The sequence below is a fragment of the Microbacterium lacticum genome, from assembly GCF_006716815.1.
Classification (GTDB): Bacteria; Actinomycetota; Actinomycetes; order Actinomycetales; family Microbacteriaceae; genus Microbacterium; species Microbacterium lacticum.
Genome location: NZ_VFPS01000008.1, coordinates 72,826 through 88,047, shown reverse-complemented (window position 1 = coordinate 88,047; position 15,222 = coordinate 72,826). Strand labels below are relative to the sequence as shown.

At 69.8% G+C, this 15,222-nt stretch carries 8 protein-coding genes; all 8 read left to right on the top strand.

The window, feature by feature from the left end; genetic code table 11:
* Positions 1 to 6 precede the first annotated feature (6 nt).
* The 8 genes from FHX68_RS14845 to FHX68_RS14810 all read left to right on the top strand — a co-directional run bounded on the left by FHX68_RS14845 (position 7) and on the right by FHX68_RS14810 (position 15,222).
* Positions 7 to 315: an acyl carrier protein gene (locus FHX68_RS14845; protein WP_141380402.1), complete on the top strand. Its 309-nt coding sequence runs from the start codon at positions 7 to 9 to the stop codon at positions 313 to 315.
* 20 nt (positions 316 to 335) lie between these two features.
* Complete coding sequence (locus FHX68_RS14840; RefSeq protein ID WP_170214225.1) at positions 336 to 1,616, top strand: condensation domain-containing protein; 1,281 nt, start codon at positions 336 to 338, stop codon at positions 1,614 to 1,616.
* Positions 1,613 to 2,986 carry a condensation domain-containing protein gene (locus FHX68_RS14835; protein ID WP_141380404.1) on the top strand — a complete coding sequence of 458 codons (1,374 nt, stop codon included), beginning with the start codon at positions 1,613 to 1,615 and terminating at the stop codon, positions 2,984 to 2,986. The genes FHX68_RS14840 and FHX68_RS14835 overlap by 4 nt, the downstream gene beginning before the upstream one ends.
* Positions 2,886 to 4,856 carry an asparagine synthase (glutamine-hydrolyzing) gene (gene asnB, locus FHX68_RS14830; protein ID WP_342353575.1) on the top strand — a complete coding sequence of 657 codons (1,971 nt, stop codon included), beginning with the start codon at positions 2,886 to 2,888 and terminating at the stop codon, positions 4,854 to 4,856. Before FHX68_RS14835 ends, asnB begins: the two co-directional genes overlap by 101 nt.
* Before the next feature lie 65 nt (positions 4,857 to 4,921).
* Entirely contained in the window at positions 4,922 to 6,787 is a 1,866-nt protein-coding gene (locus FHX68_RS14825) for a non-ribosomal peptide synthetase (protein ID WP_170214226.1), read from the top strand.
* Position 6,788: 1 nt separating this feature from the next.
* Positions 6,789 to 9,005 (top strand): 7-cyano-7-deazaguanine synthase, encoded by a 2,217-nt coding sequence (locus FHX68_RS14820; RefSeq protein ID WP_141380407.1) that lies wholly within the window; start codon positions 6,789 to 6,791, stop codon positions 9,003 to 9,005.
* Positions 9,002 to 13,444, top strand: coding sequence for a non-ribosomal peptide synthetase (locus FHX68_RS14815; protein WP_141380408.1), 4,443 nt, complete (start codon positions 9,002 to 9,004; stop codon positions 13,442 to 13,444). The genes FHX68_RS14820 and FHX68_RS14815 overlap by 4 nt, the downstream gene beginning before the upstream one ends.
* Positions 13,441 to 15,222 (top strand): ABC transporter ATP-binding protein, encoded by a 1,782-nt coding sequence (locus FHX68_RS14810; RefSeq protein ID WP_170214227.1) that lies wholly within the window; start codon positions 13,441 to 13,443, stop codon positions 15,220 to 15,222. The genes FHX68_RS14815 and FHX68_RS14810 overlap by 4 nt, the downstream gene beginning before the upstream one ends.

Genomic DNA, 15,222 nt, shown 5'->3' with positions numbered 1-15,222 from the left:
AAGGTCATGTCTGAAATTGATCCAGAACTTGTTGCAGCAGTCAGGGAAGCCTGGTCGAGGGCATTGGGGATCGACGCTTCGAGCATTGATCCGGAAACGTCCGATTTCTTCGATATCGGCGGCTACTCGCTCCTTGCGCTGCAGGTGATCGGCGGCCTGATCGAACATAGCGATGCTGCCTCGAAGGAGAGAAGCTTCGAGATCGAAGGGCGTCTGGTGGAGGATCTCTTCCAGCAGCCTTTCTGCGTCGCTCAGGCGCGGATCCTGCAGGAAGAGCGAGTAGTGATCTCGGAATCGCAGGCGAACGCGTCCTGACGCCGGGCCCCGCTATGACGATGGATACCGGTGCCAGGCTGCCGCTCAGCCCCGCGCAGTTCGGGCTGTGGTGGCAAGAGCGCCGCGCCGGCGGACAGTACACCGTGACCGAGATGGTCGACCTTCACGGATTGCTCGTGGTGCCGGCGCTCATGGCCGCGCTGCGCGCGGTGCATAAGCGTCATCCCGCCCTGCGGACCCTGGTCGGCGTCCAGGCCGGGCTGCCGTTCCAGGAGCCGGGTGCCGGAGGCGAGCTCGACGTCGACGTGGTGGATGCCGACGGGCGCACCGAGTGCGGCTATGGCATTGCGCCGGTGGACCTCGCGACGGGCGACTGCCAACGCGCCAGGATCGTGCGGTTCGGTCCGCACTGGCATCGGCTGATCGTGGTGACGCATCACCTGGTCACCGATGCGCACTCCTGGCGGCGGGTCCTGCTGCCGCAGATCGCGCAGGCCTATGCCGTCGAGCTCGGCGTCGGTGCGCTCCCGCCGTCGCCGGAGCGCACCGTCGCCGACTACCTGGCGTGGCGGTCGGGGCTCGAGTCGAGCGATGACTACGCCCGCCGCTGCGACGCCGTCTCCGCTGCCGTCGCCGAGGGCCCCGACCCCGTCGACCCCGTGCACCGGAACGCCGTCACCGTCGCGGGATCGACCGAGGGCAGGTCCTTCGCGGTCGCCGCGGACCCCGCCGCGTGGGCGCGCCGCTGCCGCACCGAGGCGGGCGTGAGCCCCCTGGCCGTGTTGATGGCGGCGAGCTCGGTGGCGGCCGCCGCGGCGCTCAGATCGCCGGCACCACTGGTCTCCTGCCGGGTCACGGACCGGCCGGGACCGGACTACGACGACGTCTGCGGGATGTTCGTGAACGCCGTGCCGTACCGGCTGCCTGTCGGGGAGGCGACCGTCGGCGACCTCGTCTCCGCGTCCGGAAACGCCTCGACGACCCTGCTGCGCGCCCGGCATGCGGCTTTCGGCGACGTCGAGCGGCGGCACGCCGCGCTGACCGGACGGCGCACCCTTGCGGTCGACGCGATGATGACCTACACGCCGCACGACGAGCTCGCCCCGCGCTTCCTCGGTCTGCACGCGGCGCCGGTCGAGCGCGCGCCCGACATGTCCTTCCCGCTGGAGCTGAGCTTCTACGTCGTGGGCGGGATGCTGCAGGCGAGCGTATACGCCACTCCGGCCGTCGAGCGCGCGGCCCTCGATGCCGCGGCCGCCCGCGCCGAGGAGTTCTGCGCGGTGGCGCTCGACCGTCCCGACACGGTGCTGTCGACCATGGTCGAGGAGGTGCTCGCATGAGCGCGTCTTCGCGGATCCTCGCGAGCGGACCGCTCTCGCTCACCCAGGAGCAGCTGTGGTTCCTGGCCGGGATGGATCCGGAGAGCGCGTTCTACAACGTCCCGGTCGTGTCCCGGGTGCGCGGACTGCTCGACATCGACGTCCTGCGGAACGCGGTGCGCGGCGTCGTCACGTCGCAGGCGGTCCTGCGCACCGAGATCGTGGCGGCGGACGGCGGAGCGGTGCAGCGAGTGACGGATCGCACCGACATCGACATCGACGTGCGGGAGGTGGTGGATGAGAAGGCCGCCGCGGCGCTCGCGACGGAGCTCTCCTCCCTGCCCTTCGATCTCGCGACCGGACCGATCAGGGTGTCGGTGCTGCGCTGGCATCCCGAGCGCGCGTACCTCGTGGTCGTGCTCCACCACATCGCTTGCGACGGATGGTCGATGGAGGTCCTCTTCTCGCAACTGCTCGGTGCCATCGCCGCTCCGGATTCCGGAGCAGAGGCGAGCACGGAACTCGCCCCGCCGACATATCTGGAGCATTCCCTTCGGCAGCGTGAGCGATTGCAGGGCGATCACCTGGACACATTGGTCGGATATTGGCGCAATCACCTGCAAAATGCACCGGCGGAGATTGCACTCCCCCACGACTTCCGACGACCCGAAACGGGGCGTCACGACGGTGATCGAGTGGATTGCGCCCTTGACGAGTCCGTGTCCGAGAGAATCATCGGAATTGCAAAGAAATGGCGCAGCACGCCTTTCATCGTCCTTCTCACGTGCTTCGCGATATCGCTCTCCCAGCAGAGCGGTGACGCCGACGTCGTCGTCGGCTGCCCGGTGGCCAATCGCAACCGGCGGGAGGACGACGGGGTGGTCGGCTACTACGCCGACACCCTCGCCCTGCGTTGCTCCGTGGACGCGAGCGCGACGTTCCGCGAAGTGCACGACGCCGTGAAGGCCGGAGTGCTCGGCGGGTTCCGGCACCGGGAACTGCCCTTCGGCATGCTCGTCCGATCGATCGCGCCGCCGCGCTCGGCGGCCAACCCGCTGTTCCAGGTGATGTTCGCACTCCAGAACGTGCCGCGGCGGCCACGGCCGGAGGGCGACGGCGGGCTCAGCTACGAGGTGCTGCCCGACGCCCGGCCGACGGCCATCTTCGATCTGCGGCTCGATCTCACCCAGCGCGACGGCCGGTTCCTCGGCTTCCTGGAGTACAGCACCGCCATCTTCACGAGACAGCGCGCGGAGGCGATGCACGCGCACTGGCAGGCCGTCGTGCACGATGCCGTCGCCGATCCGGAGGGCCCGATCGCGGCTCTCGGCAACGGGGGCGCCGATGACGGCGGGTTCTCTGCAGACCTCGACGAGGTGTGGGAGACCTGACATGTGCGGGATCGGGGGGATCATGACGCGAACGGGGCGGCTGCGCGGCGACGCGCCGGCGCTGCTCGAGCGCATGGCAGAGGCGATGCGTCATCGCGGACCCGATGACGGCTCGATCTGGGTCGGACCCGGTGTCGGGTTCGCCTTCCGGCGGCTGAGCATCAACGATCTCGCGGCATCCGCCGACCCGTTCACCAGTGAGGACGGATCGATCACATCGATCTGCAACGGCGAGATCTTCAACTGGCGCGAGCTGCGAGAGGATCTCATCCGTCGCGGCCATCGATTCCGCACCGAGGTCGACACCGAGATCATCCCCCACCTCTACGAGGAGCACGGCGAGGACGCCTTCGCCCTGCTCAACGGACAGTTCGCCGTGGCTGTCCACGACGGCCGTTCCGAGCAGCTGGTGCTCGCGCGGGACCAGCTCGGGATCCTGCCGCTGCACTACGCGGTGCTGGATTCCGACATCGTCTTCGGCTCCGAGGCCAAGACTGTGCTCGCGCACGAGGGGGTGCCTCGGGAGATCGATCTCCTCGGCGTCGATCAGGCGATGACCTTCCCCGGGATCGTGAGTCCTCGGACGGCATTCCTGCGGGTGCGGGCGGTGCGACCAGGAGGCCTCGTCCGGTGTCGGCGGGGCGTGGTCGACGAGCGCACCTACTGGGACCTCGAGTACCCGCTCGAAGAAGACCTCGGTCCTGTTCCGGACGACGATCAGCCCCTCGTCGACGATCTCTCCGCCCGCTTCGACGCCGCAGTGCGACGCCGCACTCTCGCCGACGTGCGCGTGGGCTGCTATCTGAGCGGCGGGCTCGACTCCTCTCTCATCACGGCCGTCGCCGCCGGCGCCATGCCCACGCGCACCGAGACGATGTCCGTCGCATTCAGCGGTGCCGACCTCGACGAGTCGGAGTTCCAGCGGGAGATGGTGACCCGCACCCGCGGGCGTCACCACGAGCGTCTCGTGACCGAATCGGACATCCTCGACGGTCTCACCGCCATGGTGCGCTCCGCCGAGGTGCCGGTCAAAGAGAGCTACAACGTCTGCTCCGTGCTGCTCGCCGAGACCGCGCGGCAGTCGGGACACGTCGTCGTGCTGACCGGTGAGGGCTCCGACGAGCTGTTCGGCGGCTATCCGGGATACCGGATGGACGCGCTCGGCGGCGTGCGACAGCGTCTGGGCGCCGCGGCGGAGCAGGCCGAGCTGGAACTCCGCGAGCAGCTCTTCGGCGACGCCGACGTCGGGTACGAGCGCAACTACGTGATGTGGCGGAACTTCCGCAGAGATCTCTACGCGGAACACCTCCGCGAGCATGTCGATCACGTGCCGGAGCCGCTCGTGGACGGGACGAGACTGCGGGGCCGGCACCGGCTGCACCAGCGCTCCTACCTCGATCTGAAGCTCAGAATGGCCGATCATCTGCTCGGCGACCACGGCGATCGCATGGCGATGTCGCGATCGGTGGAAGCGCGCTATCCGTTCCTCGACCGCGAGGTTGTCGATTTCGCCACCCGCCTGCACCCCGGTCTCATGGTCGGTCCGCTCGGTGAGAAGCACATGGTCAAGCGCATCGCGCAGGGGCTCGTGCCCGAGCGCATCCTCCGCCGCGAGAAGTACGGCTTCCGTGCACCCTCGTCGCCCGCTCTGCTCCGCACCGGCGGCGAGCTCATCGGCGATCTCCTCTCGCCGGAGCGCATCCGCAGGCAGGCGGTGTTCGACCCGGACGTCGTGTCGGCGCTGCAGGCAGCGGCCACGGAACCCGATGCCCAGCTGCATCCGCACACGAGCGACGACCTGCTGATGATCGTGCTCACGACAGGACTTCTGATGGACGAGTTCGGCGCCACACCGCCGAGCACGTCCTGAACCGAGGAGATCAGCGAATGAACAAAGCCATGAACATCCAGGAGCAAGCGCAGAGGAAGCCAATGATGACCACCGCCTTCGTACCGACACACGCCGCGTTCTTCCTCACCGCGGAGCGCGCCCCGGCGACGCCTGCCCTGATCGAGGCGGACGGGATCACCAGCTACTCGGCGCTCGCCGAACGCGCCGGAGCGGTCGCGGCGGGTCTGCGGCAGCGGGGCATCGGGCGGGGCACGATCGTCCCGATCCTGTCGTCCCGTCCCGCCGAGGTCGTCGCCGCGATGCTCGGAGCCTGGAGCATCGGAGCGGTGCCGGCACCGCTCGATGCGACGGCCCCGTTCGAACAGGTGCTGCAGCGGCTGTTCGTCATCTCGCCCGAGTGGATCCTCGAAGGCACTCTGCCCGACGACGTCGAGGTGCAGCTCGACGAGCGCTACTCGGTGCCGGGGCGTATCTCCTTCGCCGAGATCGTCGACGATGCCGGGCAGACTCCGGCGGTCCGCATCGACGCGGACGACCCCGCCTACCTGACCTTCACATCGGGTTCGACGGGAACTCCGAAGGGCATCGTGGGACGGCACACCGGCATCACCCACTTCCTCGACTGGGAGCGCGAGCGCACCGGAGCGGGCGAGGGCACGAGGGTCTCGGTGCTCACCAGCCCGGCGTTCGACGCCTTCCTCCGCGACGCGTTCCTGCCGCTCACGAGCGGTGGGTCGGCGGTGATCCCCACGGCGTCCGAGCGGCAGGATGCGAGTGCCCTGCTCACCTGGATCGCGGCGCAGGAGATCCGCGTGACCCACATGGTGCCATCGCTGTTCGCGACGCTCGTCGATGCGGCGGAGCGCTCGGCCACGGACCTGCCGGCGCTCGAGTGGGTGCTGCTCTCGGGGGAGGTCCTCCGCCCGGAGCTGGTCGCACGCTGGCAGGCTCTGCCGGGCGTCCACGCCCGGCTCATCAACCTCTACGGACCGTCGGAGACGACGATGACGAAGCTCTTCCACCTGGTCGACGAGCGGGATGCGACGCGGGCGAGCGTGCCGATCGGCGCGCCGATGCCCGGTGTCGGCGTCGTCCTGCTCAACGAGGCCGGGCGTCCCGTCGCGGACGGGCTGGCGGGCGAGCTCGTCATCAGAACCCCGTACATGTCGCTCGGCTACTACAACGCGCCGAACGAGACGAAGGAGAGGTTCGTCCCCAACCCGCTGCGAGACGACCCGGAGGACGTCGTGTACCGCACGGGCGACAGAGCCCGGCGGTCCCCGGAGGGCGAGCTGGAGTTCCTCGGACGCACCGACCGGCAGGTGAAACGCGCCGGCGTGCGGATCGAGCTCGACGAGGTCGAGGGGCTGTTCGCCCAGGCACCCGGCGTCCGCGAAGCGGCCGTGATGGCGTGGCCGACGCAGGGAGGCGATCGGGAGGACACCTATCTCGCCGCCTACGTCGTTCCCGATAGGAAGCTCGACCCCGCCGTCGTGCGGAGCTTCCTCGCCCGCCGGCTGCCGGAACAGGCTCTGCCTGCCGTCCTCACGCCAGTCGACGCGCTGCCGAGGACGATCTCGGGCAAGGTCGACCGGACCGCTCTGCCGGAGCCGGTGGCCACCCGGACCGGACCGGCGGTCTCGCCGCGCACGCCGACGGAGGAGATCGTGCTGGGGCTGTGGCAGCGTGTGCTCCCGACCGCGATCGACGTCGGCGTGACCGACGACTTCTTCGAGGTAGGCGGACACTCCCTGCTGGTCATGCGACTGCTGTCGCTGCTGAACGACGAGCTCGGAGCGCAGGTGCAGCTCGGCGACTTCCTGAAGCGACCGACGATCGAGGCGCTCGCGGAGCTCGTCGAGGACGAGATGATGGCCGACCTTAGCAGCGACGATTCGCTGCTCAGCGAGCTGCTGGACGACCGCACCTCATCCGGAATCGAGGCATGACATGTCGAACCTGGCGATCCCCGGATCCGCGGCGCAGCCGCTCGACCTCAGCTCCCTCCCCGACGTCGCCGCGCTGACGGCGCAGCAGGCGCACCTCATCGAGCGCGACGCCGAGACATGGCTTCTCGAGCATCCGGCCGTCGAGGATGCCGCGGTGGTCGTCACCGGCTTCACCCGGGACGAGCGGGTCACCAAGTGCGCCCGGTGCGGGATAGCCAGCGTGTTCCCCGGCCTCGACTTCGACGATCAGCTCGTCTGCAGCCTGTGCCGCGACTACGAGGAGAACCGCGACCAGATCCTGCGGTACTTCGGCCGGCCCGACGCGTTCGGCGAGCTGATCAGGAAGCGTGCGGCCGAGGCCGACGGTGAGTTCGACTGCCTGCTGCTCTACAGCGGAGGTAAGGACAGCACGTACGTGCTGTTCCAGCTGCTCGAGCTCGGGCTCAAGGTCATGACCTACACGTTCGACAACGGGTTCATCTCGAAGACGGCTCTGCGCAACGTCGAGGAGATCACGCAGGAGCTCGGCGTGCCGCACGTCACCCTCACCCGGGCCGACCAGCCGAAGATCTTCCTCGAGAGCCTCCACGAGCACAAGAGTGTCTGCAACGGCTGCTTCCGGTCGCTGCTGGAGATCGGGCATCAGGTGGCCGCGGAGCACGGCATCCCGAGCATCGTGACCGGCCTCTCCCGCGGTCAGATCATCGACGAGCGGCTCTCCTGGTTCTACCGCAACGGCATCTACGATCCCGAGCGCATCGACGCCGACCTCGACTCCGGGCGGCAGGTCTACCATCTGCTGCACCGCGGCGGCGAGAACTACATCGGCGACCGTGTGAAGGTCGTGGACTTCTTCCGCTACAGCGAGGTCACCAAGGAGGACATCCGCCGCTTCCTCGCGGAGCATCCGTCCTGGTCGCAGCCTGCCGACACCGGGTTCTGCAGCTCGAACTGCCTCATCAACGACGTCGGCGTCTTCGTGCACAAGCTGGAGCGCGGCTACCACAACTACGAGGCGCCCACCCGGTGGGAGGTGCGGCTCGGGCATCTCACCAAGAGCGTGGCCGACGAGGAGCTGGTCGACCCGACGGTGAACCGGAGGGTCACCACGCTCCTCGACAGGATCGGCTACGAGCAGCCGGTGACGAGGGAGATCCTCGCGGCGCGCATGATCGCCTACGTGGTCACGAACGGCACCTCGATCGACGAGGTGCGCGCGTGGGCGGAGCAGAACGCGCTCGGCTCCGTCCCGCGGATCCTGCCGTCGCGCTGGGTGCCGCTCTCCGCGGTGCCCCGGATCGGCGGTGCGCTGGAGTTCCGCAGCCTGCCGAGGATGTCGGACTCGCGCTTCGACGCGGTGCCGATGGAGCCGGAGGCGACCCCGACGCCCGTCGGCTTCCTGGAGCCGACCCGCGCCCTGGCGCTGGCCGGGGCCGATCGTCCTCGAGCCAGAGCCGTTGCTCTCGACATCCCGTGGGGCATCGCGGCCGGGCGGATCGCCGTGGCGGTCGCCGCAGCCGCGAGCGAGGTGCCCGCGGCGCGCCTGCAGTGGACGGCGAGCGAGCCGCCGGAGTTCGAGCGCGTGCCGGCGGGAAGGGCGTGGGTGAAGCGGCTCGACCTCGCCCGGTCGTCGAGCGAGGAGTGGCCGCAGCAGGTGCGCACGCTCACCGCACGACTGCTCGCACGGCACGACCCGCATGCGGGTTGCCTGCAGGCCTTCATGCTCGACGGCCCGAAGGGCACGCGCGTGCTCGTGCTGACCGCCGATGAATCCGGACTCGGGCCCGACGGACTTGCACCCGTGGTCGGGGCGATCGGTCGGATCCTCGGCATCTGGGAGACACCTCAGTCGACCGGTGCGGCGCAGGCGCGGGAGGAGGCGGTCCGCTGGCTCCGCGCCCGAGACGGTGGAGCGCGGATCCGCGTGTCCGGCGGCGGAGCGCCGGAGGGAGATGCCAGCGAGCACGGGGTAGTCGACGTCGCCGCCGAAGACTGGACGACCGAGCTCGTGGTCTACGACGGCGCCGGGGTCCCGGGCGCGGCAGCGCCCTACCGGGAGCTGGATGCCCGATTCCGCCGCTTCGCCGACCCGGTGCGACCGGACGGCGCTCCCGCGGATTCCATCGTGGTGGAGCCCGCGGCTGACGGCTGGCGTCTCGTGCCCGAATCGGGCGAGGCGGTGGAGATGCCGGTGACCGCGGCGGTGGGTGGCCGATGAGCGATACCGATCTGCGAACCCAGTGGCGGCAGCTCAGCCCGGAGCGTCAGCGTGCGCTGCTCGCTTCGCGGCGGGAGCGCCAGGCGGCGGCTGCAGCGGTCGAGGCGGCCGAGGTCGGCCCCGAGGCGTCAGCGAGGGGTCCTCTGACGCCCTCTCAGGCACGGATGCACTTCCTGCAGTCACTGGCACCGGAGTCGGCGATCTACCACATGTCCGCACTCGTCCGGGTGCGCGGAGAGCTCGATCTCGACCGGCTCATCGCCGCCCTCCCCGCCGTTGCCGCCCGTCAGGGTGCGCTGCGCACGAGGATCGTCGAGCATGACGGCATGCTGCATCAGGAGATGCTGCCCGTCATCGAGCCGGATGTCGTCACGCACCGGATCGTCGCTTCGGCGCAGGGTGTCGATCCCGACTGGTCGAAGCTGCTCCAGCGCCGATCGTCGCAGCCCTTCGTGCTCGATCGCGCGCCGCTGTGGCGGGTGACGATCGGCATCCGGTCGCCCGGCGACGTCGAGATCCTGCTGACGATGCACCACATCATCACCGACGACTGGTCGATGCGCGTGCTGTTCGAGGACTGGGTGGCGGCGTACACGGGCATCGCGGCATCCGCCGCGCCCGTGCCCTACCTCGCATGGGCCACGCAGCAGCAGGACGAGACCGGCTCGGCGCGCGCTGCGTCGAAGCGCGAGTACTGGCAACGCCTGCTCGGCGCCGGCTCCCCGGCGCTGGACCTGGCGACCGACGCGCCGCGTCCGCCCGTGCAGCGCGGTCACGGCGCCCTGTGGCGTGCAGAGCTCGACGCCGATGCCGTCGCGGGACTCCGGCGCCTCGCGGCCTCGCGGAAGGCGACGCTCTTCACCGTGCTGCTGGCGGCATGGTCGGCGCTGCTCTCCCGGCAGGGCACCGAGCAGCGCATCGTGGTCGGCGTGCCGATCGCCCGTCGTGAGCGCGCCGAGCACGAGCGGGTGATCGGCCTGTTCGTCGACACGCTGCCCGTGGCGGTCGATGTGGAGCAGGACATCGAGCTGGGCGCGCTGGTCGATCAGGCCCGCGACTCCTTCCACGGCGCGGTGGACAACGTGCTCTCGCTGGAGGAGATCATCCTCGCCGTGCAGCCGCCGCGGACCCGGGAGCGCGCACCGGTCTTCCAGACGATGCTGACCCTCCACGACGTGCCGCCGTCGTCGCTCGGTGTGCCGGGCCTCACCCTCTCGCCGTCGTCCGAGGAACTGCCGCACGACACCTCGATGTACGACATCAGTCTGGACGTCGCTCCGACGCTCGACGGGCTGGAGCTGGTCGTCGAGTACGACACCGATCTGTTCTCGGCCGACCACGTCGCCCGGATCGGCGAGCAGCTGCGTCTCGTGCTGCGTCAGTTCGCGGAGAACCCGGCGACGAGCGTCGGCCGCCTCGACCTCGGCGTAGGCGCTCCGCCGGTGCAGGCGCCGCTGCATGACGGAACGACGAGCATCCCCGACGCGGTGCTGAGGTGGGCCGAGGACCGGCCCGATGCGACCGCCCTGGTCTGCGGGGGAGACCGGATGACCTACGCCGATCTCGACCGCGCCGTGACCGCGCTGGCGCGCCGGCTGCGCCGCGACGGCGTAGAGTCCGGCGACGTCGTCGCCGTACTCGTCGACCGCAGCGTCGACGTGATTGTCGCGATGCTCGGCGTCATGCGCGCAGGCGCCGTCTACCTGCCGCTGGATCCGGCAGCGCCCGCGGAGCGCCGACGCACGATCCTCGCCGATTCCGCGGCCTTGCGCGCGCTGGCCGACACCGAGGAGCGGATGCAGGAGCTGCGTGACGCGCTGCCGGCGGCCGCCGCCGTGCTTCCGATCCGCGCGGACCATCCGACGCAGGAGAGCGCCGTGTCGCTCCCGATCCTCGGTGCGGATGCCGCTGCCTACCTCATCTACACGTCAGGCAGCACCGGAACGCCGAAGGGCGTGCTCGTTCCGCATCGTGGACTCGTCTCGCTCTCGTCCTGGTACGTCGACTACTACGACACGGCGCACAACGACCGGCACCTCACCACCGCCAACCACGCCTTCGACGCGTCGTTCGGCGACTACGGCCGGGCCCTGCTCTGCGGTGGCGCGCTCGTGATCGCGACGCGGGAGGAGTGCGTGGATCCGGCGGCGCTGCACCGACTCATCGAGCGCGAGCGCATCACATGCATGGAGACCGTTCCCGCCATCATGCGCGAACTGGCCCGCTGGCTGCGTGCCGATGGCGGCGACCTCCACGGTCTCGAGACGCTCATCGTCGGGTCCGACGCCTGGTACGCCCGGGAGATCACCGAGTATCGCCGGCTGCTCCGGCCGGGTGTCCCGATCGTCGCGGCCTACGGCGTCACCGAGGCGACGGTCGACTCCACCTACTACGACGGCGGCGATGCTCCGCTGCATCCCGATCAGACGGTGCCGATCGGCCACCGGGTCGGCAACAGCACGGTCGTCGTCCTCGACGACACCTTCCGTCCCGTGCCGGAGGGAGTGGTCGGCGAACTCGCGATCGGCGGCAACGGCCTGGCCTTCGGGTATTGGCGCCGCCCGCGGGCGACCGCCGAGCGCTTCCTGCCAAATCCCTTCGCTGCGGGGGAGAGGCTCTATGCCACGGGAGATCTGGCACGGCTCGTCGACGGCGAGATCGAGTTCCTCGGCCGACGCGACCGGCAGCTGAAGATCCGCGGCTTCCGGATCGAACCCGATGAGGTCGAACTCGTGCTCCACGGTCATGCCGACATCGTCGACGCCGCGGTGGTCGTGCGTGAGGCGGGAAGCGAGACCGCGTACCTCGCGGCGTACGTCGTGCTCGCGGGACAGGACGACCGGGCTCCGCGAAGCATCCTCTCGCACCTGCGCGAGCGGCTCCCGGCCTACATGGTCCCCACCACGCTCACGGTGCTCGAGGCGCTGCCGAAGACCACCAGCAACAAGATCGACCGCGGCGCGCTCCCCGCGCCGGCGGAGACGGACACCGCTCGACGGCTCGAGGACTACGGTGAAGCCGTCTGGAGCGCCGAGGAGCAGCGCATCCGGGAGTTCTGGCAGGACGTGCTCGACGGACCGGTGCCGCACCCGGAGGCGAACCTCTTCGATCTCGGCGCGCACTCGCTGCTCATCCCCCGGGTGCTGCATCGGATCGCGCAGGAGTTCGGCACCCGGCTCCCTCTCGCACTCGTCTTCGAGCACCTCACGGTGCGGGCGATGGCGATGCGCCTGGCTGTCGCCGCACCATCCGACGACCAGACGGAGGAGGCGCCGTCCGCGGCGCCGATCCTGGCCGATCTCGCGAGCATCGACGCACCGGTCCCCGTCGCCGTCCGGTCGGGAACGTCGAGGGTCTTCGTCACCGGTGGCACGGGCTATCTCGGCGCCCACCTCGTGTCGAGCCTGGTGGCCCGCACGGATTCGGAGATCGTCTGCCTCGTGCGCGCGGATGACGACGAGGGTGCGCGTCGGCGTCTGGCGGCCGCGATGACGGCATCCGCTCTGCCCGACCCCGGCCCCCGCGTCTCGGCGATCGCGGGAGACGTCTCCCGTCCGGGTCTCGGTCTCTCGGAGAACGACGAGGCAGCACTCATGGACGGGACCGATGCCATCGTGCATGCGGCGGCCTGGGTGAACCTGATCTTCCCGTACGGCGCCCTCCGTGGCGCCAACGTGCTCGGAACCCAGGAGATGATCCGCCTGGCCGCAGCGCACGGGGCGCGTCTGCATCATGTGTCCACCGCGGGAGTCGCCGACGTCGAACGGCTCGGCCTCGCCGAGAGCCGGAACGGCTACCTCCAGTCCAAGTGGCTCGCCGAGCATCTCGTCTTGCGCGCCTTCGACCAGGGTGTCGCCGGTGCGGTCCACCGGCCCGACTTCCTCAGCGGCGCCGTGCGCTCCGCGCGATGCAACCGCTCTGATCTCGTCTGGGCGCTCGTCGACGCCGGTATCGAGGCGGGGGTTGCCCTCGACCTCTCCATCCCCCTGCCCATGGCCCCGGTGGACGTCGTCGCCGACCGAATCGTCGACCAGGTCGTCGGAGGCTCGACGGGCGGATTGTTCGACTACTCGCACCCCGACCCGATCGACCTCGCCTCGTTGTTCTCCCTGGTCTCTCAGCACGGATACCCGCTTCGGACCGTTTCGCCCGAGGAATGGCTCTCCCGCGTGGAGCAGATCGTGGCGGACGGACGGGCGGCCGCCGTGCTGCCGCACATCCCCTTCCTCGCGGCGATGATCAGCCCGGAGGCCGGGGCCGAGGCATCCGACCCGCCCGCGTCTTCGGAGCTGCGCTCGTATCGGGCGCCGCAGGACGGCTACGCAGCGCTTGGCGTCGAATGCCCGCCGATCGATGCGGCGCTGCTCTCGCGCTACCTCGACGATCTCACCGCGACGGGCTTCCTCCCCGCGCCGCCTCACGGTCGGAGGATGGCATGACCCGCACCCCCGGGCCGGGTGTCGACGCCTGGCTGCTCCGCATCGCGCGACCGCTGAGGGTCTCGGCGCTCTGGTGCGTGCTGTTCACCGTGATCTGGCACGTGCTCACCTCGGCCATCCCGCTCCTCACCGGCGCGGCGATCGATGCCGCGCTCGGTGACGGCTCCGGCGCGGGCTTCGGACGGCTGGTGCTCGCCCTGCTGCTTGTCGTCGTCGTCCGCGGGATCGCGGGCATCGCATCCAGCATCACGTTGGAGACGGTGGCCAACGGTCTCGTCCGAGACGTGCGTTCCGAGCTGTTCGACGCGCTCCTGCGCAAGAGTCAGACCTTCTTCAACCGACGCGCCACCGGTGATCTCACGGCGCGCGCGACCGGAGACGCAGAGCGCATCAACCTGATGGTGTCGCCGGGGCTCAACATGGCCCTCGACATCCTGCTGAGCATCACGATCCCGTTTATCGCCATCGCCACGATCGACGCGCGGCTACTGGTGTGGCCCGCGGTGTTCCTCGTGCTGTTCGCGCTGACGCTGCTCGAGCACGGTCGTCGTCTCGGCACCGTCTCGGATCAGGTCAGGGCGCGGGCCGGAGAGCTCGCGGGCGTGACGACCGAGGCGGTCGCCGGCATGGAGTACCTGGAGGCGGCCGGCGCGTCGGCCCTGATGCGCGGACGTTTCCGCGATCACGTCGACCGCTATCGGACCACGGCGAAGAAGCAGATCCGGCATAACGCGGCCTACTTCCCGCCGCTCGCCCTCATCGCCGTGATGGTCGGTGCCGCGGTGCACGCGGTCTCGCTGGCCAAGGACGGCGACCTGAGCCCCGGAGCCGTCGTAGCGTTCCTCGGCCTCATGAACGGACTCCGAGGCCCCATCGACATCGGCGGGATGAGCATCGGGCTCATCATGCTCGGCCGGTCGGGTGCGGCACGCTGCCTGGAGGTCGTTGCCGACCCCACCGGCGACGACGAGCATCGCGGAGGCCACTCCGGAGAGGTCGAGGGTCGGATCGAGTTCGACGGGGTCGAGCTCGCGCACGACCGTCGTCGCATCCTCAGCGATGTGCGCTTCACGATCGAACCGGGCCAGCTGGTCGCGGTCGTCGGTCCGACTGGCAGCGGGAAGAGCACCCTCGTGCACCTGCTGAACGGCACCTACCTCCCGGATGCGGGAGAGGTCAGGGTCGACGGACGCTCGGTCTCCGACTGGGACCTTGACTCCCTGCGCCGCCAGATCGCCGTCACGGAGCAGGACGTCACCCTCTTCTCGCGTTCGATCCGGGACAATCTCACCGTCGGCGTCGACGGTGAGGCGGCCGAGGCCGAGATCCTCACGGCGCTGGAACGCGCGCAGGCGCTCGACTTCGTGCAGGCGATGCCCGATGGCATCGACACGCTGATCGGAGAGCGCGGCGCGACCCTCTCCGGTGGGCAGCGTCAACGCATCGGCATCGCGCGGGCACTCATGGTCGACCCCAGAATCCTGGTGCTCGACGATTCCACCAGCGCTCTCGACGGTGCGACGGAGCGGCGACTCCACGCGGCGATGCGCACGGCGGCGTCGGGGCGCACGACGATGCTCATCACCAATCGGCTCTCCTGGATCGCCGAGGCCGACCGGGTGGTTCTGCTCGGGCGGGGTGGTCTGCTCGGTTTCGGCACGCACGCGTCACTGCTGCGCGACAGCGAGCCGTACCGGCGCATCTTCGAATCCCACCGGGTCGACGCAGCACGGGTGCCGCAGCCCGTCGCCGAGCAGCCGCAGATAGCGGGGAGCTGA